The following is a 26990-nucleotide window of genomic DNA, read 5'->3' on the forward strand; positions in this document are numbered from 1 at the left end:
GGGAGCTCGGCTTCATGAGACCCTGGAGTACCGCCGTTTCATGGCTTGCCGCGGCGCAAGACCTCTGCGACTTGCCGCTGGAGACGAGCATGCTCGATATCGCGAGCGCGGCGCTCGAGCGCGCGTCGCATGCGAGAGCTTAGCTCATCGGAGCGGAAAGGTTTGGAGAGGTAGTCGGAGGCGCCGACGCGGAGGGCGCGCATCCCGGTCTCGACGGAGCCGAACGCGGTGATCGCGATGATCGCCAGCGACGGATCGTGCTCCTTGGCCCGCGCGATCAGCTCGATGCCGTCCATCCCCGGCATGCGGATGTCGGTGATCAGCAGGTCGAAGTCCCCCGACGGCAGCAGACCGAGGCCCGACATCGCATCGGACACGTGCGTCGCTTGGTAGCCGTGGTCCTTGGCGATGTCAACGACGAACCGGCCGAGATCATCGTCGTCTTCGACAACCAACACGCTCGGTGAGCTCAGACTCATGCTTTCTGCCCTTCCTCTCTACCCCCTCTACTCGACTCCGAGCTCGCCTCTGAGCTCGCTTCCACGCTCGCCGGTGAACCGGACACGATCGCGGGCAGGGTGACACGGAAGCGCGCCCCGCCTGTCGACGAGGCGGCGGCCTCCACCGAGCCGCCGGCCTCCTCGACGATCCCACGGACGATCGCGAGCCCGAGCCCGCTCCCGCCGCCGGCCGCCTTCGTCGTGAAGAACGGCTCGAAGATCCGGTGCAGATCCTCGGCAGGGATCCCCGGCCCCGCGTCCTCGACCTCGAAGCACACGGCGCCAGAGCCCGCTGGGCTATCGCACTCGGGAAGGACGCGCACCACGAGCTCGCCGCCGCCGCACTGGGCCTCGACGGCGTTCAAGCACAGATTGAACACGACCTGAAACAGACGATCGGAGTCTAGGGCGACGCGCGCCCTCGCGCCGCCCTCGCGCGGGCCCACGACGCTCGCCTCGATGCCACGCTTCCTGCACTCCGGGCCCAGGAAAGCGACCACGTCGTCGATGACGCGCCTGAGATCGCTGTCCGCCTGCTGCGGTCTCGGCGGCCGAGCGAGGGAGACGAGGCGAGAGACGACGCGCGTGATCCGCTCGGATTGTCGCGCGATGGTCTCCAGCTCGGCGCGCAGGTGCTCCGGGCAGCCGGGCAGGTCGGCGGCGCGGCGCGCGCGGCCATGGATCACGTTCAGCGGCGATCCGATCTCATGGCCGAGCGAGGTCGCCACCTGCCCCGCGGCGGCGAGCGCCTGCGCCTGCTGCAGCTTGCGCTCCCCGTTCACCCGCGCCGCCTCCTCCCGCACGGCGCGCTCCCGCGCCTCGCGGAGAGAGCTGGTCATCGTGTTGAAGGTGCTCGCCAGACGAGAGAGCTCCTCCGCGCCACGCTCGGGCACGGCCGCGTCCAGATCGCCGCTCGCGACGCGCTCGGCCCCGGCGAGGATGGCCCGCGCGGGGAGCGCGACCGTGAAGCGCCCGACGAGCCCGGCGACGATCGCGCTGACCAGCAGCAGCACGACGCCGGTCACCGCGAGGCCGTGATTCAACGTCCTCTCCAGCACCTCGACGTAGTGACGATCGCGCACCAGGACGGCGACCAGGGGCTGATTGGCGCTGCTCGGCCGGATGGACACCGTGCGGAGCAGCACGGATTGCTCGGCCAGGCTGGCGGCCTCCTCGATGTCGCCGCCTTCACGGAACGCCCGGCGCGCGAGCTGCTCGAGGCGCTCCGCTTCGCGCTCGACTCCCTTCGTGATGAAGATCGCCTCACCTTCCCTGGTGAACGCGGCGATGCCAAGGATGCGCTCGGCGCTCGCGAAGTCCTCTGCCCTCCGCCGGACGAGCGCGACGTCCTTGCGCTGCAGCGCGCTCTCGACGAACGCCTGAAGCAGGGTGGCGTAGTTGCGGAGCTCCGCCGTGGCCTCCTCCCGCAGGACCTGCTTGCGGTGCGCCGACGCGAAGATGCCATACAGCAGGATGGCCATCGCGATGGGGAGGACGAGGGACAACCAGAACTGGTGCGCGAGCCTCATCCCCCCCGGTCGGCGCTGGTGCTGCAGTACCATACGGCGATCCACCGCGACCCCCAGGGGACGCCCACGCGTTGACGCTTCGCGTCATAGCGGGTGCGTCTTCGTAGTATTTGGCGAGCTCATCCGCGTCGTTCGGCTCGTTGCCGCGTACTTTCGTACGCCTCACTCGCCTGCCTAACGGCTGAGCTCGTATCCCTCGAATCTGCACCCCGTTTTATCAGCCACCGACATGCGAAGCGCTCGAATTACATCACCATTCCACCTGAGCGGCAAGCGCAACCTCGAGATCGACACGAGCGCTCATCTCGCTACCTCGCCACACGAGCGCTCGGCGTCAGGTATTGCCTGAGCGCTGCTCAGGAGCGGGCGGACTCCTTCGTGACATCCGTCACGCGACCTGCGTGGAGGCTACGTGGATGACGCCCGCGCGCGCTTCGCCGCCGGTACTGCCCGTGCCGCCCGTGCGGCGCGCTTCGCCCCCCCGCCGCGCGCCGCGCTCACCGCGAGCCGCTCTCCCCACCGCGAGATCGCCTGCGCCACCTCGCCGAATCCCCGCCCGGCGTCGGTCAGCTCGTACTCCACGCGCACGGGGGGCCCCGGCAGGACGCGCCGCACCACGAGGCCCAGCGCCTCGAGCTCCTTCAGCCGGCTGGAGAGCATCCGATCGCTGATCGCGTCGAGCCGCTCGCCGATCTCGCCGAAGCGCAGCGCCCCCTCCTCGAGCGTCGCAATGATGAGCCCGTTCCAGGGCTTCGCGAGCACGTCCATCGCGACCTGAAACTTCTCGCAGAGGTGCTGGCACGCGTGCTTCATGTGTCGTCCCAGACACCAGAATGACCTATCCACTTCCAAAAGGGAAGTGACTTGACATCGTGCAGTGCAGATTCATGATGCTCGCCGGACGGATGCCACTTCCCTTTCGGAAGCTACATCTTCTTTGCAAGGAGCATCGATCGTGACCACCGCCAAAGACCTGCTCTTCAGCCCCTTCGCGCTCGGCCCCCTCTCGCTGCCGAACCGGCTCGTGATGGCGCCGCTGACGCGCTGCCGCGCCGGCGAGGGCAACGTGCCGACCGAGCTCAACGCGCGGTACTACGAGCAGCGCTCCTCTGCGGGCTTCATCATCACCGAGGCGACGCAGGTCACCCCGGAGGGCGTGGGATATCTCCGCACACCTGGCATCCACACGGACGCGCAGGTCGCCGGGTGGCGGCTCGTGACGGACGCGATCCACCGGGCGGGAGGGCGCGGCTTCCTTCAGCTCTGGCACGTCGGGCGGGCGTCGCACCCCTCGTTCCAGCCGAACCGGCAGGCGCCCGTCTCGTCCTCGGCCGTCGCCATCCGCAACGGCCACGCGTACACGCCCGAGGGCCCGCAGCCGTACACCACCCCGCGCGCCCTGGAGACGGGCGAGATCGCCGGCGTGGTCGCGCGGTTCGAGGACGGCGCGCGCCGGGCCAAGGCCGCCGGCTTCGATGGAGTCGAGATCCACGCGGCGAACGGCTACCTCATCGACCAGTTCCTCCGGGACGGCGTGAACCAGAGGACGGATCGGTACGGCGGCTCGGTCGAGAACCGGGCGCGGCTCCTGCTCGAGATCACCGAGGCCGTGACGGGGGTGTTCGGCGCCGACCGGGTCGGCGTGCGGGTCTCGCCGCTGGCCGGCTTCAACGACATGAGCGACTCCGATCCGAGGGCGCTCTTCGGCCACGTCGCCGCCGAGCTCTCGGCGCGCAAGGTCGTCTATCTGCACGTCGTGGAGCCGCTCTCGGGGCAGGCGCTCGACGCCACGGCGCGGGTGACGCCCCTCCTCCGCGAGCGGTTCCGCGGCGCCCTCGTCGTGAACGGCGGCTACACGCTGGAGACCGCGGAGGCAGCGCTGCGGACCGGCGCGGCGGATCTCGTCTCCTTCGGCGCGCCCTTCCTGGCCAACCCCGATCTTCCGGAGCGCCTGTCGCGCCGCGCGCCGCTCAACGCGCCCGACGTCGCGACCTTCTACTCCGAGGGCCCGCGCGGCTACATCGACTACCCGCGCCTCGGCGAGGCCGCGGTGGAGCGCGCCAGCGCCGGCGCACAGCTGGCCTGACGGCTTGAGGGCCCGAGGGCCTGATCTCACGATCCGATGGCTCGATCGGGCGGAGGCGGGCGGAGGTGGCGAGGAGCTCCCGCGCCGCCGCCCGTGATAGGCTTCCAGCCCGATGCCGGCCGCCCATCCGCTGCTCCCGAACGACGAGATCCCCACGGCGCCGCGCCCGGCGCGCTCGCCCGCGGAGGCGCCGTGAGCGCGGCCCCGGGCGACGTGAAGCGCATCGGGGCCGGCGAGCTCCGGGTGTTCATCCAGGACGCGGGAGAGCTCAAGAAGGGCACGCTGCTCTACGACGGCGGGCAGCTCCTGAACCTCGCGCGCCACGAGAACAAGCTGTTCTGCGACGCCAAGGGCTCGGGGGCCTCGCCTTACAAGGTGTCGCTCGTCTACAGCGACGCGCCGGCGCCCGCGTTCAAGGGGCGCTGCTCCTGCCCGGCGCGGACCTTCAACACCGCGTTCTGCAAGCACGCGGCGGCGCTGCTCGTCGCGTGGGCGCGCGCGCCCGAGTCGTTCGCCGTGAGCGAGGCGCCGCCGCCCGGCGCGCCGGGCGGGGACACCGCGCGCAAGAGCGTGAAGAAGGGCAGCGCGAACGCGCAGGCCATGATGAAGTCCGGGGTCGAGCAGGTCGGCACGCTCGTGCGCGAGCTCGGCGTGTCCGGCGTCGCGACGATCGGGGGCGACCGCATCGAGCAGATGGAGAAGCTCGCCGAGGCGCTCCGGGAGAACCGCCTCCGGCGCCTCTCGGCGCGCACGCTCGACCTCGCCGCGCTGCTCCGCAGGCAGGCCGCGGGGGGCCGGCAGGCCCGGGGCGCTCCCCGCGGCGCGCTGCCGGCGGTCGCCTACGCGAACGTGATGGCCGACCTCCTGCTCACCGCCCGCAAGCTGGAGAAGCACCTCGCGGGCGAGCCGCTCGACGACCGCCACGTCGAGGAGCTCGTCGGCAAGACGTGGAAGGCGTCCGACAGGAAGCCCGCGGAGGGCCTCACGCTCATCGAGTACGCCTTCTCGACGCGGACGACGAGCGACGATTTCGTCATCCGGGAGAGCCGCTTCATCGACCTCGAGTCGGGCCGCCACTTCAGCGAGAAGCAGATCCTCCCGGTGTTCCTGGCGAAGCGGACCGACCCGAAGCGGAGCTTCGCCGGCGAGGTGCTCGCCGGGGCGCGGGCGACGACCTACCCGGGCTACCCGCCGCTCCGCGTCGACTTCAGCGATCTCGGCGACAAGCGCCCGCTCGACGCCGGCGCCCTCGAGTCCGTGCTCGCGCGGGCGCTGCCCGACGTCGGCGCGGCGCTCGCGGCGCTCCAGGAGCACCGCAAGGACGTCTTCGCGCCCGACCTCGTGCCCGTGGCGGTGCTCACCGACACGCTCTTCGCGCGCGGCGCGCGGCTCGCGGCGGTCGACGACAAGGGGGAGGCGCTCCACCTGCCCGACGACCCGGCGCTCGAGGAGCGGCTCGCCGGCTCGCTCCGCGACGCGCGGCTCCGCGCGCTGCTCGGGGACGTCGGCATCGACGCCGCGCTGCCCACGCTGTGGCCGCTCGCCGCCGTCGTCGAGGGGCCGCTCGGCCTGGAGCTGCGCCCTGTCTTCGAGCAGGGGAGCGCGGCGCGGGGCGGGCCGCTCGAGGGCTCCGCGTGGAACGCCGCCGCCCGCGAGGCGGGCGCCTCGCCCGCGGCCATCGCGCTCGGCGAGGTCCGCGAGGAGCTCGCCGAGGCGCTCGTCACGGGCCTGACCGGGCTCAGCGCGCGCGCGACGGACCCGCTGGCCGCGCGGCTGCGCGACCTCCGCCTCGAGAAGCAGGCCGCGCTGCTCCAGGCGCTGCCGCAGCGGCCCGAGCCGGCCGATCGGCTCGACGACTTCATCAAGCTCTACCAGGTGCTCGAGATGGCGCTCGTCCGCCTGGCCGGCGCGACGCAGATCGACCGCGCCTCGACCGAGCGCGTGCCGACCTACGAGAGCGTCGCGGTGGCGCGGCCCGACGAGACGCTCTCCCCGGACGAGGTGGCGCGGCGGCGCGCGGCGGGCGCGATGAACCGCTACGTCGCCGCGGTCCACCACGCGCGCTACTACGCGTCGCTGCCGGCGAGCGAGCTCGTGGCGAGCATCTTCCCGATCTGGGCGGACGGCACCGCGACGCCGACCATCGCGAGGACGTTCGCGCCGCTCGGGGCCGAGGCGATCGCCGCCGCGGAGAAGGCGCTCACGGTGAAGGCGGGCCGCGTGGCGAAGCTGACGGCGGTGCGGGTGCTGCAGGCGGTCGTGCTGCACGGCGGCCCGGCCCGCGCCGAGGCCACGGCGATGCTCGGCAAGGTCGCGGAGCACGCGAAGGACGCCGGCCTGCGGGCGCTCGCCCGCGACGCGCTGGACGTGATCGACGCCGCGCCGTCGGGCGGGCCGGGGAACGACGCGGTGCGCGCGCGGCGCGCCGCGCGGCTCGGGCGCGTGCACGAGCTCGCGAAGACGCTGGGCGCCGCGCCGACCAAGGAGGAGCGGCTCGAGGCGCTGAAGGCGCTCTCCGAGCTCGGCGATCTCGCCGCGCTGCCGGCGTTCCGGCGCGCGTTCTACGCCGACGCCTCCCGCGAGGTGCGCGAGGAGGCCGCCTACGCGCTCGCGCAGCTCGGCGACGTCGAGATGGTCGAGACCTTCGTGCGGATGCTGGCGAGCCGGGGCGTGGACGAGCGGGAGGCGAAGATCGCCGCGTACGCGCTCGGCTTCCTCGGCGACGTCCGCGGGCTGAGCGAGCTGCTCTCGGCCTACGCCGACGGATACAAGCCCGGCATCGTGGCCGACGCGATCCGCGCGTTCGGCCCCGTGGCGCTCACGCCGCTCGTGGACCTCATCGAGGCGCGGCCGGAGCTCGCGAAGCGCGCGGCGGCGCTCGACGCGCTGAAGAAGATGGACGACACCGCGGTGGCGGCCTGCCTCGTCGAGCGGATCGAGGCGCGGCGCGGCGACGCCGATCTCGCCGACAAGGCGCCGCTCTACCTCAAGCTCGCGGACGTGCACGCGCACAGCCGGCGCGAGGTCGCGACGGCGCTCATCTCGGCGCTCTCGAGCGCCCCCGGCAAGGAGGCGCAGGCGGCCGTCAAGGCGGCGCAGAAGGCGCTCGGCGTCGTCAAGCGCAGCAAGTAGCGCGGTGTCGCGACGCCGATCCTGAGCCTGGGGAACCGCATCTTCCGACGTATCGAGCAGATCCGGGAGGGGCGCCATCCCGGTCAGGGCGCGATCGGCCTCCGCCACGACACCGCGCCTGAAGGCCCGACGCGCGCTGTCTCTCGGAGAGCGTGAGTGCGCGCGCCGCGCGGGGCGCCCCTCGCCACGACAAGGACCGGAAAGCCGATGTGTTTCGCTACGGTAGCTCCACAAGTCTCCAGTACTTGTTGAGCGCCGCCATGAGCTCGACGAAGCTGAGGAACGTGACCGGCTTGAGGAGATAACCAGCCACGTTGAGGTTGTAGGCTCCCACCTTGTCGCGGTCGTCGTTCGATGTGGTCAACACGACGACCGACGTGGCCCCGAGCACTGGATCGGCCCGCAGCTCGCGCAGGAACTCGATCCCGTTCATCTTGGGCATGTTCAGGTCGAGCAGGATGAGCCGTCGCTCGGCCGGGACGACGCCGCTGCGCAGCATCTCGAGGGCCTCGACGCCGTTCCCGGCGACCCAGAGGGGATTCGAGATGTTGTTCCGCTTGAACGCCCGGCGGACATTCATCACGTCGACGTCGTCGTCTTCGACGAGGAGGATGTTCAAGAGTTTTTCTTCGACGTCCATTGTCTCCTAGGTTCTCATTGGCGAGATGGACGTGAACGTCAACTCCCGGCGAGGCGGCCGCGCCAGTCAGGTGCGATAGGGGCGGAGTCGAGGCGGGCTGGTCGGTCAGCTCGCCCGCGGCCGCTGACGCCAGAGCGTCATCAGCACCCGTCCGACCTGGACCACGCGACCGACCCGCCCTTTCGGGCCGGTGTCCGCCGGACGGAACGGTTCGGTGCGGTAGCTCGCGCTCGGGGCCGGCGCCTCGCGGGGGGCGGCGGCCTCAGCCGGGGCCGCGGAGACGGACGCCGGCCCGAGGCGCTTGTCGAGGTGGACCTCGACCGCCTCGCCGACCAGGTTGCTCATGTCGCGATCGTTTTCGATGCAATGGAGCAGCAGCCGATCCGCGAGCGGATCGGGCAGGTAGACGGTGACCGCGCGCCGGGAGCGGCCGTCGTTGCCGAGGAGCACCGGCGGGCCGGCGTGCGGCTCCGAGGTGGTGGCGAGCGCCTGGGGCCCGGCAGCGGCGCTCGCTGCCTGCGGCGCCGTCGCCGCGGGCGGCTCTGCGCCTGGCCGCGCCTCCGGTGCTCGGTCCTGCGGCGCCTCCTGCGCTCGTTCTCGCTCCTGCCGCGCCTCGACGGGCTTCTCGCCGTCGTGCGCGCGCTGATCGGCGGCGGGCCTCGACCTCACGACGTCGACCGCCGCTTTGCCGCCTTCGCCCCCCGCGACGAACGCGTCGGCCTTTTCAGGCGACGGCGGCTTTCGTAGCGAGACCGCGACTTGCTTTTTGGCCATGGTGAAGCTTCTCCAGTTCTTCGAGAAGGTGGGTGATCTCTCTGGCCGCGGCGTCCCGCGGTGCGTAGCCCGTCACCCCTTGCCCGCAGGCGAGGGACTCCTGGTAGGCGATGCGATAGCCGAGCTCCGTGGAGAGCACCGGCAAGCCCGACGTCTCGAGCACCGCGCGCGCCGATTTGCCGAGCGCCGTGCGGCCTTGCTTGCGCGTGATGAGGATGCAGCCCTTGAGCGCGCTCCGCAGCGCGGCGGCCTCGCGGAACACCTCGATCGCGGCGGTGAGGGCCCAGGCGTCCGCGGCCGTGGGGCCGCAGGGGTAGATGGCGATGTCGGCGACCATCAGCGCCGATCGCGCGATCTCGCCGTGGCGCGGAGGGCAGTCGATGACGGTGAGGTCGTACGCGGCGGCGACTTCCGGCAGCTGTCCCGGCTTGTGCATCGAGGCGCCCATGGCCATGACGGTCGGCGTATCGTGCCCCGCCTCGGCGGCCACGTCGCCCCACGTGCGGACGGTCCCCTGGGGATCGGCGTCGACGAGCAGCACACGCCGGCCGTTCGCCAGCGCGGCCACGGCGAGGCTCACGGCCGTGGTGCTCTTGCCGATCCCACCTTTCTGTCCGGTGAGCGCGATGATCATGATAGACCCCCCTAGCAGAACCTTCGCCGGGCGGTCCACTTTCTTGCAAGCGCGGACAGGGCTTCTACCGAGCCGTCCTGAGGGGAATTCCCGACGCGGACGTTGATTTCTCGGTGCTGTCGACGGGTTGGCCGGCACATCGCAGGAGGTTGTTCAGCTCTCTATCCGGCAGGAGCGTCCTCACCCGCGCGTCGCATAGCCGCCATGATGAGGAAGCTCACGGAAGAGGCGCGCTCGACGTGCGAGCGGCGCCTCCGGTGCGCCCGCCGCGCTTCGTCGGCGCGGAGGCGCGCGGCGCTGGCGGGCGAGCGGGCCGGAGCCATTGCTGGATCGCGCAGGCGCTTGAATCGACGGCGGCGGCGATAACGCGTTCGACGGTCGGCCTCGGGGCGCGTGAGCTGCGGATCGTAGCAGCGGGCGCCTCGGGAAGCGACGTTGAGGTGTCATCGATGCGCAGGGTAGAATGCATCGATGTCAATCACCTTCGCCGTGTCCGATGTCGATCGGCCGCAGCAACTCATGCAGGTGCTCGATCGCGCCAAGGCCATCCCGAGCCTGCTCGGCGGGGGTGAGCGCGCCGCGCCGGAGCAGCGGCGAATGCCCTGGGGCAAGCCGCGACCTCCCGTGGCGCGCGTCGAGGCGTTCTCGTCGAGCGACGCGCCGCTGGTCTCCGCGACCGATGCCCACGCGCTCGCGCAGGCGGCGCACGATGCATTTTACCTTCACCACCCGCTGGTTCTGTCGCCGGATGCCGTGTGGCTCTGCCTCGCGCAGGGGTTCGCCCACCATGTCGCGCTGAACGCCGAGGCGCTGCGCGGGCGGATCGTCCGTCATCAGGGGAAGAAGAAGCTCGTCATCGTTCGGCCCGACTTCTTCCTGGGCCAGCCCAATCCATGGCCCGAGGCGTTCACCGCGTTCTCGGACCAGATCGCGGCGCATATCGGCCGCCTGCGCGACCTGATCGTGGCCGACTTCTCGACGACCGGCGCCGTGGAGCGCGCCGCCTCGGAGGTCGTCCTCATGGACGCGTTCCAGCCTTACTTCGAGTACGAGATGATGGCTGGTTGCGGCATCCCTTCGATCACGCTGCTGGGCAGCGTCGACGACTGGAAGAGCGTTCGCCGGCGCGCCGCGATGCTGTCCGAGTTCGGCCTAGAGGCCTGGACCGGCGCGCTCCTCCCGGTGCTCGACGAGGTCGTCCGCGCCGCCGAGGGGCACGTCGATCCAGGCTTCTGGCGCTCGTTCTTCCGCTACCAGAGCGGCTCCGGGCCGAGCGAGCTGACCGGCTGGATCCTCGTCCTCTTTCCGTACCTCAAGACATTCGACGGGGACGGCGATCGCCTCGAGCCAAACCCGTATCTCGGCCGATGGGAGCAGGCGCTGCGCGCCGCGGAGAAGCGCACAGACTGGAAATTCGAGCGCGAGGGACCGGACCTTCTGCAGATCCCGAGCTCGATCTCCAGCGCCCCCGTCAGGTTCGTCGATGTGCGCGACGGTACGGATCACCCGTTGCGCTTCGTCGCAGGGCTCTTCGGCGTCACGCAGGAAGCCGCGACCGGCGCGCTCGCACCCGAGTTCGGCTGGGCGATCGTCCACGACGACGGCTGATCGAGCGCCCCAACTACAGGTTCTCCGGCTTGAAGAGCCTCCGGTAGCTCACGTTGCGACCAGACACCATGAACACCCCGTCGCCGCGGTAGTGGACGGTCGTCGGATAGCGCGGCGACGTCGCGACGTGCGCCTTCACCACCTCGAATACGAACAGGCTGAAGCGCTTGACGGCGCTCGTGTCGACCAGCTTGCACTCGAAGCTCGCATGACACTCGGCGATGAGCGGCGCGCCGACGTTCGTCGCCGCAACGGCGGTGAGCCCGAACTGCTCGAACTTGTCGACCTCGGACCCGTGGCTGTTCCCTATCCCGATGACGGCGCGCACGAGATCGGCCGTGGGCACGTTGATCACGCACTCCTTGCTGCGCCGCACCATCTCATGGCTATCGTTCTGGTCCCAGATGAAACACCCCACGAGGGACGGCTCCTCCATCATCACCATGTGCCAGCCCATCGTCATGATGTTCCGCTGGCCCTTGTGCGCAGAGCTCACCAAGACCACCGGACCCGGCTCCAGGAAGCGCCGGACGTTCGCGACCGGAAAATCTGCCTTCTTGTAGGTCTTCATGCGATCACCCGAGGCACGGATGCACTACGAGCAGGCTGGACCCAGACTGCCCGCATGGCGGGTCGGCAGCGGCCTGCTCGGCGCCAAAACGCATTGTGCCATGCACATCGCGGGCAGCAACGTCGGATACCAGCGCACGAGCGGCGTCAGAGCACCTGCTTGATCAGCTTCAGCGGGCTCAACCGGTCCCAGACGTCCGCCTCGCGAAAGCTCGGCCGCGCCTTGACGGCCTTCGCATACCGAGCGAGGCGTGCTCGCCTGGCGATCTCGGCGTCGAAGCGCACGAAGCCCATCCGCGCGAGGAACACGGTCCACACCACATCCGCGGGCCCATGACCGCCGGGGACGAGCGACTCGCGCCCATCCGCGAGGGCATCATCGAGCGCGTCCAGGAGCTCGAACGCCGCGCGCTTGCGCTCGCCGAACATCGCCACCACGCCCCCCGGGTCAAACGTCTTGACGCGCCCGGCGAACACCTCGGCGCGCCGCGCGTAGACGTCCGCGAGGTCCGCGTGCTCGGTCGCGAGCTGGCGGAGGCGCTTCTCCGTCGCCACGAGCGTCCTTCGCACGGCCGGTCGCGCGAGCGGGTTCCACGAGAGCAGCCACCCGAACGTGAGCTCCTCGATGGGGAAGGCGTAGTGGCGGTCGAGCCAGCCCCGCGTCGCGTCGTCGAGCGCGGCCTCGGTCGTGCCGAACGCGAACAGGAGGATGTCGCGGCTCTGCGAGAGCACCCGGCCGTCGACCTGCAGCGTCGGCACGGTCAGGTTCGGGTTGAGGCGCGCGTAGTCCGGCGCGAGCTGCTGCGCCCTGCGGTGGATGTCGACGCGCACCGATTCGAACGGGACGCCGCGCTCGACCAGCGCGAGGCGCGCGATCATGGAGTAGTACGACGAGGCAGCGTGATGGAGGCGGAGGCGTGCGGGGCTCGCGGGGGCGCTCATCGAGCCGAAGCGTACCACCGCCGCGCCCGAGCAGGGCCTGACCAGGCGGCGATCTGCTCGGCTGCGCCTCGCTGTCGGAGGGCGACGCGAGCCGCGCGCGTGTCGTCGTGCTGGCGAGATCAGAGCTTGCGGTACATCCACACGCTGGGGATTTCGATGTCGAACCCCGCCTTCCGGTACGCGCGTCGCGCCGGAGCGTGGCTCGGATCGCCACCGGTTCCGACGGCGGCGACCTTCATCCCGGCCTGCTTCAGGCGCGCCGCCGCGAACTCGTACATCGCTGTGCCGATTCCCTTGCCGGCCTGCGCGGGGTCGACGGCATTGAGGCCGATCTCGCCGACAAGCGTCTCCGGAGCGAGCCGGAGCGCCACGAAGCCGACGACCTCGTCGCCGGATTGCGCCACGTACAGCTCCCAGCCCGAGTCGGCCGCCATCAGCGACGTCAGCAGCCCCTCCTGCGCTTCGTCGTCTCGCCGCTGCGCCAGCTCGTAGAGATCGTCGCCGAGGATCGAGCGGAACGACGCGAACACGGGCGCAAAGGCCGCGCGCCGGATGTCCTGAAGGCGGGCCGCGTCCTCGGGATTGGCACGGCGGAAATGGAGCTCAGGCAATCGGATTTCCTCCTGTAGGGCGCCATGCACGCGCGTGGCGCTTGTGAAGCTTCATGCAGACTCACCCTCATGGGAATTCTGCGCTATGAGCGACGCGAAATATCCACGGAGCCACTTCATCCTTGAGCTCTCAGCCCATCCCATTGCGGCCATCGCGCGCTCGATGGCGTCAAACTGCGCTTGGTGGACAGGGAGATCGAGGTCGCCGATCCAGTCGATGACGTGCTCCATGGCGAGCCCCCATTCCCCGTACTTGTGAACCCAGCGGTGCGCGTCGCGGAAGCGCTCTGGGGGGAGCACGTCCTTGAAGGACTCGAGCGCGACAGCGCACAACGCTTGGATCTCTTGTTTCACCACAAGGTCAACGACCTCGATAAAATAGCAGCTTCTGTCGAGATTCAGACTTTCATCCTCGCTGGCCATTTCACGAATGCTGCGCGCCGGAGCGCCACAGTTGCGTGCCGCAACTGCGATGATCTCGGACAAGGAGCTGCCCGCCACGACATCCAGAGCCGCCTCGAATGGCGAGCTCGAGTCCGGACCGTACACGATGCTGGGCGACCGCAGCTCACATGCGAGCGCTCGCGCGCACGCCTGCAGCGGGGCACGGAGCTGATCGAGGTCGAGGACGAAGACTGCGAGCCTCTCGAGGTGGCTCGCCTCGACAGTTCGTCTACCGAAGTAGAGATGGAAGCCGGCCCACTCGAACGACGGTGTGTCCCCCTCGCGCCCACGCCGCCTGGACCTCGTCCTCCGTGAGACGCTCCCAGGGCACGAGCATCGTGAACTCTTCTACCCGGCCCAGGTTCGGCCACCGCGGGCGCATCACCTGCCATAGCTGCCGGGCCGCGCGCTGCATCTCGAGGGAGGCCGACGCACGCTCGGGGAATGCGAGCAGCTCGGCGGCTCCCAGTGAATGGCCCAGGACAAAGGCGAGGTCGACTCCCATGTGCTCTCCGAGTGCGTCACGTTCGCAGCGCCTTACTGGGCACACAGGCGCAGCTCTGCCAGTCTGGTCGCGACCACCACCATGTACACCAAGGAGGTGACGCTTGGATCATCTTCCGGGTACTGGCTTTCCACGAAGCCCAGCCTCCGGTACAGCCGCATTGCAGGCGTATTGTCCGCAACGACGAACAAGGAGCATTCGCCGACACCCAGCTCCTGAACGCCAAGCTCGACCAGGCCACCGACGAGCCACCGGCCCAGCCCCGCACCCCGGTGCTCGGGCGATATAACGAGCCGTCCGAGATGACAGCGACCGGCCCTCAGGTAATACTGGCCAAAACCGAGGAGCTGGTCATCAGCTCCGAGCATCACATAGGAGGGCAGCACACCGCTCCGCGTGTCCTCCAGGAAGGTACTGTCCGTAAACGGGAACCTGAACTGCGGACCACCCCAGTTCTGGCAGCTTCGCCGATCGGGGAACCATTTCTCGATCGCCATGACATGGCTATCTTCTGCGCGTATGAGCTTCATCTGCTTGGCGTCGTTCCCCGCGTTAGAGGTCATAAACGTGCACGGACAGTCCGGCAGCACAGAGCGTTCTCTGGACAATGGACTCGACCTCTGGCCACTCCCCGCCCGCCAGGCCGCAACCGATTCTTGGCATATGGATTGATGCGCTGACATGCCGCGCGTGCTCTGCAAGCATGGCGAGACATCGCTCAAGCGCATCATACCGGATCGGGGGAACGCCATGCTGCGAACGCACGCCGTGCTGGGCGATCATGTTTGCGACGGAGAGATCGCCTTTCACGCTCACAATCTGTATTTCCCCAAGCCTGAATCCAGCTGCTTCACCCCGGGCATGCCAGGCGCGGTACTGCGCCTCGGGTTCGGGCCACTTCTTCGAGAGCGCGACCACGAACCCACGCCCCCAGCCGCCGATGTCGTTGCAGACGTGGCAGATGATCCTCGCCCCCTCTCCGACGGGATCGGTCGCATCACCCGTGCGGTAGTCGATCGCGTTCATTGTAGACGCAGCGCCTCCTCGTCCTGTTGAATGTAACCGTTCACGGATGAGCACGCCAGGCTGGTTTCGCGATGAGGACGGAGGGATGGACGTGGAGCGGCTCCTCGTCCCCGACCTCATCCGATGGAAAGGGGCCTTGCCTCGAAGGGCTCGACCCCGCAGGGCGGCCTGACGAAGTTCATCTCACAAGCTCGGCTTACCCCTCGTCCTCGCTGCCGGCCTCCGGTCGGTCGTCCTCGACACCGACAGCCGGCCCAGTTTACCTTGGACGAAAGATGATGAGCACAGGGACTGCTCCCGGATCCCCGGGCCTCGCCGCGAGTTATATGAGGGCTGTCCGCAGCGCGCCTTTCGCGGTGATCGAGTGCGCGGGGAACCTCGACGATCTCGTGGTCGCCGAGTGGAACGGCGAGGCAGAACGCGTCTTTGGATATACTGCTGACGAAGCGGTGGGCCGCCGCCTCGCGGACACGATCGTGAGCGAGCCGGACGCCAGGACCTTCGGGCGTTCGCTCGGGCAGGAGAGCGCCCCGCACCGCTACACCCACACCCGCAAGGACGGGCGCGCCGTCGTGTGCGAGTGGCGGTATGCGCCCGTGCTCGACGACGGCGGCGAGCCGATTCGGCTGCTCTGCTTCGGGCAGGATGTCACGGAAGAGGTCAAGGCCGTCGAGAAGTTCAAGGAGGGCGACATGATCCTCCGGGCCATCCTCGGCACCGTGGATGCGGCCGTGACCCGGATGGATCGGGATGGATTCTGCACCTTTCACGAGGGCAAGACGCTCCAGTCCCTCGGCCTCCGATCGGGCCAGTTCGTCGGATTGAACGTGTTCGACGAACCCCCCGCGCCGATGGACATGGAGCCGATGCGAAGGGCGGTCCGGGGCGAGCTCGTCCGCACCCGCGTCGAGGCGTTCGGGTGCGCCTGGGAGACGTGGCTCGTCCCGCTGACCGACGAGCGCGGGGAGCGCAACGGCGCGGTCAGCTTCACGCTCGACGCCACGGAGGCGAAGCTGAGGGAAGACGAGCTGAAGGCGCGGCTCGACCTCATCGAGCGCCAGCAGCAGGTGATCCGCGATCTGTCGACGCCCATCATCGAGGTCTGGGACAGCGTGCTGACCCTCCCGATGGTGGGCGTCGTCGACAGCAGGAGGGCCGCCGACGTGATGGACGACCTCCTGGCCGCCATCGTGGACAAGCGGGCCCGCTTCGCGATCCTGGACCTCACCGGCGTCGAGGTCGTCGACACGAAGACAGCGAGTTATCTCTTCGAGCTCATCCGCGCCATCCGGCTCCTGGGCGCCGAGGGGGTCATCACGGGCATCCGGCCCAACGTGGCGCAGACGATGGTCTCCCTCGGGCTCGATCTGTCGGGCATCGCGACCGTCGGAAACCTCCGCGCGGGCCTGAAGCTCTGCATGCAGCGCGTGGCAGCGGGCGGCGCGGCGCCGAACGGCGCGCCGCCGCGCGCCCCCGGGGGCGCAGCGCCGAGGCTCCCGGGAAGCGGCGGGCGCTGAGGTCCAGGACACGAGGCTGGCCTCGGAGGTCGGGTAGATCGCGGTGGCCTGCGGAAGTTCACCTTTGCGTCGGCAATCCCAGGCCCGTAAGGAACGGCGGACAGGCACCGCGCGCGCGGCGCCGTGGAGACGCCGATCGTGACCACCCACCCCCGCAGCCCCAGGAGCGGCGGCCAGCGCCCCGGGAGCCCTCGCCTCGCCGAGCGCCCCCACGTCGCTCGCCGCCCCCTCCTCGTCGCTCGCCGCGCCGCCCTGGCGCTCACCCTCGCGCTCGCCGCCGCCGCGCCCGCCGCGTGCGCCCCTCGGGGCGCCGCATCGCCGCTCCCCGCCGACGCGCCGCTCCCCGCCGCGTTCTCGGCCGCGCTGGAGGCCGAGATCACGAGCTCGGCCGCCGCCGCGCCGTACCTCGACGCCCTCGACCGCGCCGTCGACGCGCCGAGCGACGACGGCGCCCTCGCCACCGTGATCGCGTCGCTCGACGCGCTCGTCTTCGGCGCCGGCACCGCGGGCGGCCCCGATCCCGACGCCGCGGCCATCGCCTTCCGCTCGCGCGAGGCGCTCCCCGAGGTCGCCCGCCGGCTCCAGCGCGCCTGGGCGTTCGCGGACGTCGACGGCCGCGGCGCGCCGGAGATGCCGTTCGTGCGCGGCGCGCTCGCGAGCGCCCTCCACCGCATCGCCCTGTTCGTCGGCGACGAGGCCGCGGCGGCGACCTGGAGCGCGCGCCGCGGCTGCGCGGGTGAGGCCGCCCTCGTCGGCCCGCTCGACGCGGCGCCCCTCCACGGCCTCGCCCGGCCGTCCCCCGTGAGCTCCGCGCCGGGCGCGCCGCTCGCCAGGGCCTACCCCGGGCTCGCGCCGTTCGCGCAGAGCGCCTCGCCCATCGTCGTCCGCGCCGACGCGTGCGCCATCGACATCGACGCGGTGAGCGCCCTCCAGGGGACGCGCGCCGTGGTCGTCGACCTCCACAACCCGATCGCCCAGCGGGTGAGCCTCGCGCTCGCCTCGTCGTCCGCCGCCGTGCTCGAGGTGGGCGGCGTTCCCGCCCTCCACCGCGACTACGCGGCCGGCGGCGCGCAGGTCACGCGCTTCGCGACGGTCGAGGCCCAGCCGGGGACGCTGCGCGTCGTCGTGCGCGTGGCGCAGAAGGGCGACGGCGACGCCATCGAGCTCACCGCGTGGGGCGAGAACGGCCTGCCGCTCCGCGCCCGCGCGCCGCGCCCCGGCGCCGCCGCGACCGCGTCCGCGTCCCGGCCCGCCGCCGTCAGCCTGGCGCCGGCCCCGGCGTCGCGCGGCGCCGCCGGCCAGCGCCCCGGCGCGGCGGACGTCGAGGTCGCGGCCGCGGCCCTGCTCGCGCTCGGCGACGCGCGCGCGGCCGAGCACCTCCTCGATCCGGACGGCGACGGCCGCCTCCGCCAGAGCGACGCGCGCTCGCCGGCATCCGCGCCGCCCCCGGCCGCCTCCGCGCCGCGCCCGCCGGCGTCCGCGCCGCCTCCGGCCACCGCCGCGCCGCGCTCGCCGCGCCTCGACCTGCTCTACGCGAGGGCCATCCGCCGCGTGGGCGATCTTCCCGAGGCCGAGGTCGTCGAGCGCACCCGCGCCGCCATCGAGCGCGTGCTCGCCGCGTGGCCCGCGTCCTGGGAGGCGCGCCTCTACAAGGCGGAGCTCGCCGAGCGCCGCGGCGGCCGGGGCGAGGGCACCATGGACGCGCTCCGCGAGCTCGGCGTCCGGGTCGCGCCCCCCGGGCTGGCCGGCCCGAGCGCGCCCGCCGTCGCCGACGCCGATCGCATGGTCCTCGCGGAGCTCGCGGTGGTCGCCCGCCGCGCGAACGTCACCGACGTCGCCGAGGCCGCCTACGCGAAGCTCGCCGCCGCGGCGCCCGGCTCGACGCTGCTCGCCGTCGTCGACGACCGCATCCACGGCCGCGTCGGCGTCGACGCGGTGAAGGCCGCCTGCGAGGGCGGGCTCGATCGCTCGAGCGCCGCCTGCCTCGGCGCGCTCCTCGACGCGAGCGACCGCGACGCGGTCCTCGCCGAGATCAAGCGGCTGCGCCGGCTCCGCCGCGCGCCGGACGCCCTGCGCGAGGTCGAGCTCCGCGAGCGCGTCGCCCGCGGCGACCTGCGCGGCGCGCTCGCCGTGTACGACGCGATGCCGCCGGGGCAGCGGGCGATGCTCGAGGCGCTCGGCCTCGCCGCCGGCCGCGGCGACGCCCGCGCCGTGCGGGGCCGCCTCGCCCGCGACCGCACGACGGCGCGCGACACCCCCGCCGGGCTCGGCCCCATCACCCGCGCCCTCGGCCTCGCGCCGGATCCGGCGCCGGCGCTCGAGGCCGAGGGCCGCAAGCTCGTGCTGGAGGACCAGCAGAAGGCGTTCCTCCCCGGCGCCGCGACCGCGGTGCTCCGCCACGTCGAGCGGTTCACGATCTCGCCCGACGGGCTCGTCCACTACGTCACGTACGACCTCCGCCGCGTCTCCGGCACCACGGACGTGGCCCAGGGCGCGGCCACCTACGGCCCGCTCATCGAGGGCCGCGCCATGCCGCGCCTCTTGCGCCGCCGCATCCACAAGCGCGACGGCCGCATCCTCGCGCCCGACGCGGCGTCGAACGCCGCGCAGGACCAGAGCGACCTCTCCCAGCTCGAGCAGGGCGACTACGTCGAGCAGGTCACCGAGGGCTACGCGCTGCCGGGCGACGGCGGCCAGCTCGTCATCGACACGTGGGACCTGCTCCCCGAGCGCACGAGCGTCCGCGAGGCGACGATCGAGGTCAGCCGCCCGACGTCGCTCCCGCTCGCGCTCTGGTCGCACCCGCTGCTCGGCGCCGCGGAGCAGCGCGCCCAGGGCGCCTCCACGGTCAGCGTCTGGCGCATCAAGGACCAGCCGCCGCGGCGCATGGAGGACGGCGTGCCTCGCGTGGAGATGGGCGTCGGCGTCAGCCTGGGGACGCAGACCTGGGGCCACGTGGCCGCGGCGCTCGACGAGAACATCCGCGCGCTCGAGGACCGCGATCCCACCATGACCCGCTGGGCGCGGGAGGCCGCGGGCGCCGACCGGACGCCGTCGCCCGCGCTGCTCGAGCGCGTCGTCGCGGCCGCGGGCAAGGCGGTGAAGGTCGCCGGCGGCGCCGAGCTCTCGGACATGGCGGCGCTCCTCGGCGGCGGCCCGCAGCGCACGACGGCGCGCGCGATGATCGAGCTCGGCCAGGGCAGCCGATCGTGGGTCGTCTACCGCGCGCTGCGCGAGCTCGGCGTGCGCGCCGATCTCGCGATCGCCGAGACCGAGCCGTTCAGCTCGTCGGCGGACTTCCCGCCGCACGCGGGGCGCTTCCGCCACCCGCTCGTGATCGCCCGCCTTCCGGGCGGCGACGTGTGGATCGACGCCGACGTCGAGGGCCCGCCGCTGCCCCCCGGCCGCATCAGCCCCGAGCTGCGCGGCCGCGCCGCCATGCTGCCGAGCGGCGAGCTCGTCACCGTGGCCGGAACGAGCGGCGAGACCGGCGACGAGGTCGACCTCCGGCTGACGGTCGACGTGCAGGGTAACGCCACGGGAACGTTCACGATTTTGCTGCACGGGCGGGCGGCGCAGGCGCTCTCGGAGGCGTTCGAGACCGTGGTGGGCACGGCGCGGCGCGAGATGCTCCGGGGCGTCGTGCTCGGCTGGCTCCCGTGGGCCGACGTCGAGGACGTGGTCGTCTCGTCGACGGAGGGCTCGTGGGAGGTCGCGCTCCGCGCCACCGTGACGATCCACGGCTTCGCGCAGCCTGCGGGCAAGGACGCCGCGGCGTGGACGCTGCCGGGGCTCGAGCCGGTGCACCTCGTGTTCCCGCGCGCGTACACGAGCACGCTCGGCGCCTCCTACGCCTCGCGGGGGGCCCGCAAGAGCGCGCTCGCGATCGAGACCGCGCTCCAGTACCACGTGCGCCGCAGGATCGAGCTGCCCGAGGGCTACGCGGTCGCGCGCGCGCCCGAGGGCGTGCGCGTTGAGCACGCGGGCCTCGCGGCGTCGCGCAAGGGCAGCTACGGCGCGGCGATCGAGGAGGACTTCGCGCTGAGCTTGCCGACGGGGACGGTGTCGATCGACGAGTACAAGGCGTTCGTCGAGCGGGTGCAGGCGGTCGACAGCGGCTTCATGGCGGGCATCCGGGTGGCGCGGCCGGCGACGCCGGCGCGGCAAACCGGCGCCGCACAGGGGCCGGGCGCTGTCCGCGGCGGGGCGCGGCCGCAGGCGCCGGAGAAGAAGCCGTGAGCCTCGACGTCCGCGAGTCGGTCCCGCTGGCCCCGCTCACGACGCTCGGCGTGGGCGGGCCGGCGCGCTATTTCGCCGAGGTCGACGGCGAGGCCGCGGTGGTCGAGGCGTTCCGCTTCGCCGAGGCCCGCGGCGTGCCGCTCTTCGTGCTGGGCGGCGGATCGAACCTGCTGGTCGCCGACCGCGGCGTCGACGCGCTGGTGCTGCGCGTGCGCGTGCGCGGGATCGAGCTGCTGCGCGGGCGCGAGGAGGACGGCGGCGCGGAGACTGGCGGCGGCGGCGGCGGCGAGGCCGGGCGCGCCCTCGTGCGCGCGGGGGCGGGTGAGGCGTGGGACGACCTCGTGGCGCGCTCGGTCGCCGAGGGCTGGGCGGGCGTCGAGTGCCTGTCGGGCATCCCGGGCGACGTCGGCGCGACGCCGATCCAGAACGTGGGCGCGTACGGCCAGGAGGTCGCGGAGACGATCGTCGAGGTCCGGGCGATCGACCGCGCGACGGGGGCGGCCGTGGTCCTCTCCGGTGCGGACTGCGGCTTCGGCTACCGCGACAGCCGGTTCAAGCGCGCGTGGCGCGGGCGGTACGTCATCACGGCCGTAACGTTCGCGCTGCGCCCGGGGGGCGCCGCGACGGCGCGCTACCCCGAGCTCCAGCGGGCGCTCGCCGCGCCTGCGGGGGGCGCCGCGCCGCCGCTCGGCGAGGTGCGCAGCGCGGTGATCGCGCTGCGCCGCGGCAAGTCGATGGTGCTCGATCCGGCGGACGAGAACCGCCGGAGCGCGGGGTCGTTCTTCATGAACCCGACGCTCGCCCCCGGCGCCGCCGCGGCCGTCATCGCGCGCATCGAGGCGGCGGGCGTGCTCGCGCCCGGCGAGGCGATCCCGCGGTATCCGGCGGACGGCGGCCGGGTGAAGCTGTCCGCCGCCTGGCTGATCGAGCGCGCCGGCTTCGCGAAGGGGACGCGCCACGGCGCCGCGGGCATCTCGACGCGCCACACGCTCGCGCTGGTGAACCGCGGCGGCGCCACGGCGGAGGAGCTGCTCGGCCTGGCGCGGCGCGTGCGGCGCGGGGTGCTCGACCGGTTCGGCGTGGCGCTCTCGGCCGAGCCGGATCTGGTGGGGTTTGCGCCCGGCGAGATCGACGATCTCGTCAGCGGCGCCCACCTGTAAGAGGGGCCCCGGGCGACCGAGGACCCCTCCTCGACAGCTCACCGCCCGGCGTCGTGGAGCATGCCCTTGATCGCCCAGCCGCTGTCGACCTGGCGCGGGTACAGGTCGCCGACGAAGTGCGCGCCGTGCATCAGCCAGATGCCGACCTGGCCGTTCGTGTGCCGCCAGACGATGTCGTCGCGGCGATCGTGATCGAAGTCGCCGACGCCCTGCACCTGCCATGCGAGGTCGCCGGGCCCGTGCGCGTTGTTGTACGAGGGTGAGTCGAAGCCCTGCTCGCCGCCGAACCAGATGGCGAGCTGACCATTGGCGTCCCGCCACAGGATGTCCGAGCGCAGGTTGCCGTCGAAGTCGCCGATGGCCTGCACCTTCCAGAAGAGGCTCGGGTCCTGGCCGCCGGGGTAGGCCTCGCCCACCCGCACCCCGCCCGACATGAACCAGAGGGCGACCTGGCCGTTCGTGTTTCGCCACAGGATGTCCGAGCGCGCATCGCCGTCGAAGTCGCCGACGCCCTGCACCTTCCACGCGTTGTCGACCGGCGCCGGCTGGTTGTTGTAGCCGGGATACGCGGCCTGAGCGGCGTCGCCCTTGAACCAGATGGCGAGCTGGCCGTTGGCGTCGCGCCACAGGACGTCCGAGCGCCCGTCGCCGTCGAAATCGCCGACGCCAGCCACCTTCCAGAAGAGGCTCGGGTCCTGGCCGCCGGGGTAGGCCTGACCGACGACGGCTCCGTCATCCATGAACCAGATGGCGACCTGACCCGTGGTGTGTCGCCAGAGCACGTCGCTCTGACCGTCGCCGTCGAAGTCTCCGGAGCCCTGGATCTTCCAGGAGAGGCTCGGGTCCTGGCCGCCGGGGTAGGCCTCGCCGACGATGTCGCCGCCGTCCATGAACCAGATGGCCACCTGGCCATTGGTGTGCCGCCACAGCAAGTTGGTGCTGGCCGAGCAGGAGCACGTGTCGCCGTGGCCGCTGCACTGGTTCGAGGGTGACGACGGGCACATGTGCGATTTGATCCAGTCGAACTCGGAGCCCGTCGTGACCCCCTTGCTGACCCAGTCATGGGTCACCGTCCACGTGTGCATCGAGTGGACGGCGTAGAGCCGGCTCGCCTCGACGTTCAAGACGGCCCCGCCCGAGTCGCCGCCGCAAAAGACCTGGTCGTTGAAGCGCAGGATGTCGTGGCCGTCCTCGTACCCGCCGACCACGGCGGCGTCGAAGTTCAGGGTGCCGAAGGGGGTGCTGCAATCGGCGCCCGTGCGCCCGAAGCCGGCGATCGTGACCCTCGAGCCCTCTGCGGGGTAATCGTTGGCCACGACGAAGGGCTTCACGTGCGCCGGCGCGACGCCATTCAGCTTGATGACCGCGATGTCATGCTCGATCTGCCTCTCGGTCCAGGACGGGTTGTAGTCCGGCTGGATCTCGGCCACGCCGCTCAGCACGCGCGGGCGCGCGCCCGGCGTCGCCGGGTCGGGGCGAAAGGTCACCGTCGCGTCCGTGGAGCAGCCGTTGTCGCCGACGTAGCCGTCCTCGCAGAAGCAATGCGCGGCGGTGAGGACCGTGTCCGCGGCGATGACCATGCCCGAGCAGCTCCCCTGCGAGGTCGACACCTTCACCATCGCGAGCAGATCGCTGGGCCCCGCCGGCGTCGGGTCGACGATCGGCGATGCGACCTGGGCCGTCTCCTCGAAGTCGCCCGCCCCACCGGGGTCGGCCGCGCAGGCGACGAGCGGCATCGCCAGCAAGGGACACAGCCAGCGCCGTCGACGAACATGCTTTTGAGTCATCGGTTCAATCGTCATATCGCTACCCTCCTTTTCGCTTCGCCCGCCGTGGTGGCGCGCGAAGGGGACACGCATCGGTTGCTCTGGCGCGCGCTCGCGCCCTCCGTCGTTGGAGGGCGTTCAGCGGGCCTCTTCAGCAACGCGTCGCTCTTCAGGCTTCAGCAACGCACGTGCCGGGTCGGGACGGCGCTCGCCCCCGCGGATCGCCTATGCGCATGAGCGGGAGGAGCGCTTTTTCCGGCCCCCTCGCGAGCCCGTCGTCTCGATCGAACTGTCGCCCCGGGAGGACAGGTGTCTCCTCCACAGAGACAGGGCGAGTGAGGCATCACGCCAGGGTCCGGAGCTCCAGCGCGACGGATCCCTGCTCTTCCAGCGCGGACGCGCCCACGCGGAGGCGGGGTTCGGATCGGGACCTCAGGTCGCCACGCCGAGGGGGGCCGGCGCCAGGGCGTGGTACGAGCGCCCCGTGATCGCGGGGGAGCGCGCGGTCGTTTGCCTGCCGGCGCTGCAGCGCGGACAGCTCCCCGTTCAACCCGCGCTGCGCCCGCTGCGGGGCGCCGCTCTCGGAGGAGCCGGAGGCGCCAGCCGCGAGCAATCTGGATCACTCGTCTATCGGCGGGGGCGCGACCCCCGGGGCGCGACCCCGGGCTTCGCGGCCGAGCCGTCCGCGAGCGTGATCACCTGCCCGGACCGGAGGGCGCTCGCCGCGCCGGCGCTGCCCAGCGTCGAGGCGCCGTCCGATCTGCGTCCGGGCGCGAGGCTCGGCCGGTTCGAGGTGATCGATGGCCTCGGCCGGGGCGCGATTCTCGCTCACCGACACCAGGCGGTCGTCCTCGTCGCAGTTCAGCGTGCGCTGCACGCTTGCTTCAGCACATGGTCGGCCAGCCGGTCGCCGTCGATGTCCTCGAAACCGAGATGCAACCCCCGCTTCCCTCGGAGTAGTACACCGATCCTCCGATACAGACAAAGAAGCAGACTTGCACCTCGAAGCTTCCGTCGCAGCTCTCCTTTCGCCAAAGCCCACGAAATCGATTTAAAGCGTGCGCAGCACAAGCGTCGAGGCGCGAACCACGATCTGCAACGTAATTAAAGGACCGTCAACAGTACCAAACTCGATCTGTAACCCATCGATTCTTCCTTGGGTATTGGTCATTGCCCACGCCCATAGAATGGGGTGACCGATCGCCGAGGTCCACTCAACAGGCGCCAATACCATACGAATCGCCCCATCCGAAAGAGCAGCGGGGAAAGCCTCGGAGGCGCCTATGGAATCATCCGCTCCTTCTGCATAAACATACAGCTCTTTCTCAGGGAACGCGAGGTGCGCACCAACACATTGTCCACCGAGGTCCTCGTCGACGTACAACCCAACCATGGCCAACGAGCCACCTTCGTCGACGAATGGCTTTATCGTATCAAGCACGCTCATTATTCGCCTCAGTTTACTGACCACAATTCTTGCCGCCGGGTGCTCCGCGTACTTGGGGCTCGTCTTCGCCCACGCCGGCAGCGCGGCGATCTGGTCCGGCTGGAGCGCATACGCGAACGTCGTCGTCACGAGCCCGTACCCGAACTCGACTCGCCGTGCCGATCGCCTTCACGCGCGCGTACACATTCGCATCGCCGTCTCGCTCACAGGAACCCACCGACCGCAGAGCAAACAAGGTCTCGCCGTTGCGGCCGCGGAGATGCTTTCACAGCAGACGGCGTCATGCCAGATGCGGGTAATGCCCTGCGAGATCGAGCCACTCGAGCGAGAAGTCGTCGCACACAACAGTGATCACCATGCCACTTCCATGGATGCCGACGATCCAACATGAACGAGCGGCGTCCCCATTTCCAATGTATTGATACCGACGGAGCTCCTCGCCGCTCATCACCCGGCGCTCTGTCGTTGTCTCAACGACATCATACCGCGTCTCGTCGCGCTCGATGGAATCGTGCGAGCAGCTCAGATAGACGAGACCAAGCGGAACAAATCTTAGCAATCGATCCAAGCACAGAAGATCCATAACCCATGTCGCCGACGGCTCGTCCAATCGGATGGCGAGCACGGCTGACACATTTTCGATTGGCTGACGACTGCGCCTCGAATCCGCCACGTCCGACATATTTTTCACCTCAAACCGCTGCTGCGTCCGCGCCCGGGAAGTGGATCTCCTGCATCCGTCCCAGCGCGTCGAACACGTATTTCAGCGTCGCCTCGTATGGCACGCAATACGGCTCCCGCAGCCTCGGGAACAATGGGTCGCGTCCATGCTTCGCCTCGCAGTTCGGACAGAGATTATCGACCGCATCAACACGAGGGCGACCTGTCGGCGTAAACTGGATGTTCGGTCGCTGCCCGAGGGCCTCAGCGCACACCCCTTCGGAGCAACGGCGGCCTCCCCACGGCTCAAGGTTCCTCGCTTTTGATGGTGAGGACGGAACCCTCCCATCCATACAGGATGACCGCTCCCGACTTAAGCTCTAGTTCCATTTGCCCGCCTTGCGGACCTGAGAAGGCGACCTGCACACTTTGACCTGGTGAGAGCACGACTTCCTCGGCCCATGGCTCCAAGGTAAGAAGCAGCGCATCATCGTTGCTATTCGTAACGGAGAGGGTCCCATGCACATTCGGCTTATCATTTGGATTGCTCATTGTTGCCTTCATCGGAGGATCCTGGTCGCTGCCTTCATCAGATCCTGCCTCATAACGGGTTTCCTGGCGTACCGTGAACAAAAACCCGAGTCAGCGCGACAAACACTCGCAATAGCCAGGAACATACTATCCTATTTTCGGCCGATCAGCAGAACCACCAATCTCTTCTAACCAGCTAGATACCAGCTCTGGAGTTCCCTTACAAACAGGCCGCAAAAGCAGCCTCCGATAGTACCACCGGACACGTTCTCGCAGTCTATCGTCCGCCCTGCATGACAGCCCGAGAAGGTCGACACAGAACCCTTGCTCATCATCATCCGTGGTGCGCTCCAAGATATTGATATAAATCGGAAATCCGCGAGCAATCTCCTTCAGACATCGAGCGACCACGTCGGCCTCACCGAGCTCAAACTCAGGTGGCGCAGGCTCGCCTCCGCCGATTTGGACGAGCAGCTCAAGCACATGACGACGAGCAACATCAGTGCAGCGAAGCAACGTTCCCAGAAGGCACGACGCTGTAGCAATGGCGGCCTGGTGCACATGCCCCTGCACAACCACACAATTATCGATCTGCCAGTATGCGTGTGACGCGCTTTCGTCTGTCGATGCCGATTCAAGGTCCTGAAGCGCCCGAGGGATGTGACTTGC

At 70.5% G+C, this 26990-nt stretch carries 23 protein-coding genes; 7 read left to right on the forward strand and 16 right to left on the reverse strand.

The genetic code is table 11. The annotated features are described in order from the left end of the window. Window positions 1-38 precede the first annotated feature (38 nt). The 3 genes from WMF12_RS40770 to WMF12_RS40780 form a co-directional block, all read right to left on the reverse strand. The gene (locus WMF12_RS40770) at window positions 39-479 is read right to left on the reverse strand and encodes a response regulator (protein ID WP_437853957.1); all 441 of its coding nucleotides are present in this window, start codon (window positions 477-479) and stop codon (window positions 39-41) included. Continuing rightward, the gene (locus WMF12_RS40775) at window positions 476-2062 is read right to left on the reverse strand and encodes an ATP-binding protein (RefSeq protein WP_437853959.1); all 1587 of its coding nucleotides are present in this window, start codon (window positions 2060-2062) and stop codon (window positions 476-478) included. The genes WMF12_RS40770 and WMF12_RS40775 overlap by 4 nt, the downstream gene beginning before the upstream one ends. Before the next feature lie 375 nt (window positions 2063-2437). Then, window positions 2438-2842 (reverse strand): winged helix-turn-helix transcriptional regulator, encoded by a 405-nt coding sequence (locus WMF12_RS40780; protein ID WP_437853961.1) that lies wholly within the window; start codon window positions 2840-2842, stop codon window positions 2438-2440. Window positions 2843-2984: 142 nt separating this feature from the next. Between WMF12_RS40780 and WMF12_RS40785 the strand changes: the two genes are divergently transcribed. Further along, window positions 2985-4115, forward strand: coding sequence for an alkene reductase (locus WMF12_RS40785; RefSeq protein WP_437853963.1), 1131 nt, complete (start codon window positions 2985-2987; stop codon window positions 4113-4115). Window positions 4116-4307: 192 nt separating this feature from the next. After that, complete coding sequence (locus tag WMF12_RS40790; protein WP_437853965.1) at window positions 4308-7247, forward strand: HEAT repeat domain-containing protein; 2940 nt, start codon at window positions 4308-4310, stop codon at window positions 7245-7247. Between the two features lie 217 nt (window positions 7248-7464). Here WMF12_RS40790 and WMF12_RS40795 read toward each other — a convergent pair whose 3' ends face one another. The 3 genes from WMF12_RS40795 to parA all read right to left on the reverse strand — a co-directional run bounded on the left by WMF12_RS40795 (window position 7465) and on the right by parA (window position 9295). Next, complete coding sequence (locus WMF12_RS40795; protein WP_437853966.1) at window positions 7465-7887, reverse strand: response regulator; 423 nt, start codon at window positions 7885-7887, stop codon at window positions 7465-7467. Window positions 7888-7992: 105 nt separating this feature from the next. Beyond that, window positions 7993-8661, reverse strand: coding sequence for a hypothetical protein (locus WMF12_RS40800; RefSeq protein WP_437853968.1), 669 nt, complete (start codon window positions 8659-8661; stop codon window positions 7993-7995). Continuing rightward, the gene (parA, locus tag WMF12_RS40805) at window positions 8612-9295 is read right to left on the reverse strand and encodes a ParA family partition ATPase (RefSeq protein ID WP_437527358.1); all 684 of its coding nucleotides are present in this window, start codon (window positions 9293-9295) and stop codon (window positions 8612-8614) included. The genes WMF12_RS40800 and parA overlap by 50 nt, the downstream gene beginning before the upstream one ends. Window positions 9296-9766: 471 nt before the next feature. On the opposite strand from parA, the gene WMF12_RS40810 reads away from it, so the two are divergent. Further along, window positions 9767-10903, forward strand: a complete 1137-nt coding sequence (locus WMF12_RS40810; protein ID WP_437853970.1) for a DUF4419 domain-containing protein — start codon at window positions 9767-9769, stop codon at window positions 10901-10903. A gap of 13 nt (window positions 10904-10916) precedes the next feature. On the opposite strand, the gene WMF12_RS40815 is transcribed toward WMF12_RS40810, so the two are convergent. From WMF12_RS40815 to WMF12_RS40840, 6 genes are all read right to left on the reverse strand, one after another. Next, window positions 10917-11474, reverse strand: a complete 558-nt coding sequence (locus WMF12_RS40815) for a flavin reductase family protein (RefSeq protein WP_437853972.1) — start codon at window positions 11472-11474, stop codon at window positions 10917-10919. A 146-nt stretch (window positions 11475-11620) separates the two neighbouring features. Then, complete coding sequence (locus tag WMF12_RS40820) at window positions 11621-12415, reverse strand: glutathione S-transferase family protein (RefSeq protein WP_437853974.1); 795 nt, start codon at window positions 12413-12415, stop codon at window positions 11621-11623. A 119-nt stretch (window positions 12416-12534) separates the two neighbouring features. Next, on the reverse strand, window positions 12535-13026 hold the full coding sequence (locus WMF12_RS40825; protein WP_437853976.1) for an N-acetyltransferase family protein: 492 nt from the start codon (window positions 13024-13026) through the stop codon (window positions 12535-12537). 51 nt (window positions 13027-13077) lie between these two features. Beyond that, a complete protein-coding gene (locus tag WMF12_RS40830) occupies window positions 13078-13512 on the reverse strand; it encodes a MafI family immunity protein (protein ID WP_437853978.1) in 435 nt (144 codons plus the stop codon). 495 nt (window positions 13513-14007) lie between these two features. Then, window positions 14008-14538 carry a GNAT family N-acetyltransferase gene (locus tag WMF12_RS40835; RefSeq protein WP_437853980.1) on the reverse strand — a complete coding sequence of 177 codons (531 nt, stop codon included), beginning with the start codon at window positions 14536-14538 and terminating at the stop codon, window positions 14008-14010. Then, complete coding sequence (locus tag WMF12_RS40840) at window positions 14528-15001, reverse strand: macro domain-containing protein (RefSeq protein ID WP_437853982.1); 474 nt, start codon at window positions 14999-15001, stop codon at window positions 14528-14530. Before WMF12_RS40840 ends, WMF12_RS40835 begins: the two co-directional genes overlap by 11 nt. Window positions 15002-15327: 326 nt before the next feature. On the opposite strand from WMF12_RS40840, the gene WMF12_RS40845 reads away from it, so the two are divergent. The 3 genes from WMF12_RS40845 (at window position 15328) to WMF12_RS40855 (ending at window position 21917) form a co-directional block, all read left to right on the forward strand. Continuing rightward, window positions 15328-16518, forward strand: a complete 1191-nt coding sequence (locus WMF12_RS40845) for a PAS domain-containing protein (protein WP_437853984.1) — start codon at window positions 15328-15330, stop codon at window positions 16516-16518. A 138-nt stretch (window positions 16519-16656) separates the two neighbouring features. After that, on the forward strand, window positions 16657-20757 hold the full coding sequence (locus WMF12_RS40850; protein WP_437853986.1) for a hypothetical protein: 4101 nt from the start codon (window positions 16657-16659) through the stop codon (window positions 20755-20757). Continuing rightward, complete coding sequence (locus WMF12_RS40855; protein ID WP_437853988.1) at window positions 20754-21917, forward strand: UDP-N-acetylmuramate dehydrogenase; 1164 nt, start codon at window positions 20754-20756, stop codon at window positions 21915-21917. The genes WMF12_RS40850 and WMF12_RS40855 overlap by 4 nt, the downstream gene beginning before the upstream one ends. Before the next feature lie 38 nt (window positions 21918-21955). Here the strand turns inward: WMF12_RS40855 and WMF12_RS40860 are convergent, their stop codons facing one another. The 4 genes from WMF12_RS40860 to WMF12_RS40875 form a co-directional block, all read right to left on the reverse strand. Beyond that, window positions 21956-23653: an FG-GAP-like repeat-containing protein gene (locus WMF12_RS40860; protein ID WP_437853990.1), complete on the reverse strand. Its 1698-nt coding sequence runs from the start codon at window positions 23651-23653 to the stop codon at window positions 21956-21958. A gap of 1081 nt (window positions 23654-24734) precedes the next feature. After that, window positions 24735-25259: a DUF6334 family protein gene (locus WMF12_RS40865; RefSeq protein WP_437853991.1), complete on the reverse strand. Its 525-nt coding sequence runs from the start codon at window positions 25257-25259 to the stop codon at window positions 24735-24737. Between the two features lie 151 nt (window positions 25260-25410). Continuing rightward, the gene (locus WMF12_RS40870; protein WP_437853993.1) at window positions 25411-25812 is read right to left on the reverse strand and encodes a hypothetical protein; all 402 of its coding nucleotides are present in this window, start codon (window positions 25810-25812) and stop codon (window positions 25411-25413) included. 284 nt (window positions 25813-26096) lie between these two features. Then, window positions 26097-26354 carry a hypothetical protein gene (locus WMF12_RS40875; RefSeq protein WP_437742167.1) on the reverse strand — a complete coding sequence of 86 codons (258 nt, stop codon included), beginning with the start codon at window positions 26352-26354 and terminating at the stop codon, window positions 26097-26099. 291 nt (window positions 26355-26645) lie between these two features. Here WMF12_RS40875 and WMF12_RS40880 point away from each other — a divergent pair, with 291 nt between their 5' ends. Beyond that, a complete protein-coding gene (locus tag WMF12_RS40880) occupies window positions 26646-26930 on the forward strand; it encodes a hypothetical protein (RefSeq protein WP_437853995.1) in 285 nt (94 codons plus the stop codon). Window positions 26931-26990: the final 60 nt, after the last annotated feature.

This window comes from Sorangium sp. So ce363, from assembly GCF_051520435.1.
Lineage (GTDB): Bacteria > Myxococcota_A > Polyangia > Polyangiales > Polyangiaceae > Sorangium > Sorangium cellulosum_B.

Bases quoted from the DNA above. Each gene is read 5' to 3' on its own strand.
- WMF12_RS40780 (WP_437853961.1), bottom strand. From the start codon at position 2,842: ATGAAGCACGCGTGCCAGCACCTCTGCGAGAAGTTTCAGGTCGCGATG.
- WMF12_RS40860 (WP_437853990.1), bottom strand. From the start codon at position 23,653: ATGCCGCTCGTCGCCTGCGCGGCCGACCCCGGTGGGGCGGGCGACTTC.
- parA (WP_437527358.1), bottom strand. From the start codon at position 9,295: ATGATCATCGCGCTCACCGGACAGAAAGGTGGGATCGGCAAGAGCACC.
- WMF12_RS40845 (WP_437853984.1), top strand. From the start codon at position 15,328: ATGAGGGCTGTCCGCAGCGCGCCTTTCGCGGTGATCGAGTGCGCGGGG.
- WMF12_RS40810 (WP_437853970.1), top strand. From the start codon at position 9,767: ATGTCAATCACCTTCGCCGTGTCCGATGTCGATCGGCCGCAGCAACTC.
- WMF12_RS40840 (WP_437853982.1), bottom strand. From the start codon at position 15,001: ATGAACGCGATCGACTACCGCACGGGTGATGCGACCGATCCCGTCGGA.
- WMF12_RS40775 (WP_437853959.1), bottom strand. From the start codon at position 2,062: ATGGTACTGCAGCACCAGCGCCGACCGGGGGGGATGAGGCTCGCGCAC.
- WMF12_RS40820 (WP_437853974.1), bottom strand. From the start codon at position 12,415: ATGAGCGCCCCCGCGAGCCCCGCACGCCTCCGCCTCCATCACGCTGCC.
- WMF12_RS40835 (WP_437853980.1), bottom strand. From the start codon at position 14,538: ATGACCTCTAACGCGGGGAACGACGCCAAGCAGATGAAGCTCATACGC.
- WMF12_RS40815 (WP_437853972.1), bottom strand. From the start codon at position 11,474: ATGAAGACCTACAAGAAGGCAGATTTTCCGGTCGCGAACGTCCGGCGC.
- WMF12_RS40870 (WP_437853993.1), bottom strand. From the start codon at position 25,812: ATGTCGGACGTGGCGGATTCGAGGCGCAGTCGTCAGCCAATCGAAAAT.
- WMF12_RS40795 (WP_437853966.1), bottom strand. From the start codon at position 7,887: ATGGACGTCGAAGAAAAACTCTTGAACATCCTCCTCGTCGAAGACGAC.
- WMF12_RS40875 (WP_437742167.1), bottom strand. From the start codon at position 26,354: ATGAAGGCAACAATGAGCAATCCAAATGATAAGCCGAATGTGCATGGG.
- WMF12_RS40770 (WP_437853957.1), bottom strand. From the start codon at position 479: ATGAGTCTGAGCTCACCGAGCGTGTTGGTTGTCGAAGACGACGATGAT.
- WMF12_RS40800 (WP_437853968.1), bottom strand. From the start codon at position 8,661: ATGGCCAAAAAGCAAGTCGCGGTCTCGCTACGAAAGCCGCCGTCGCCT.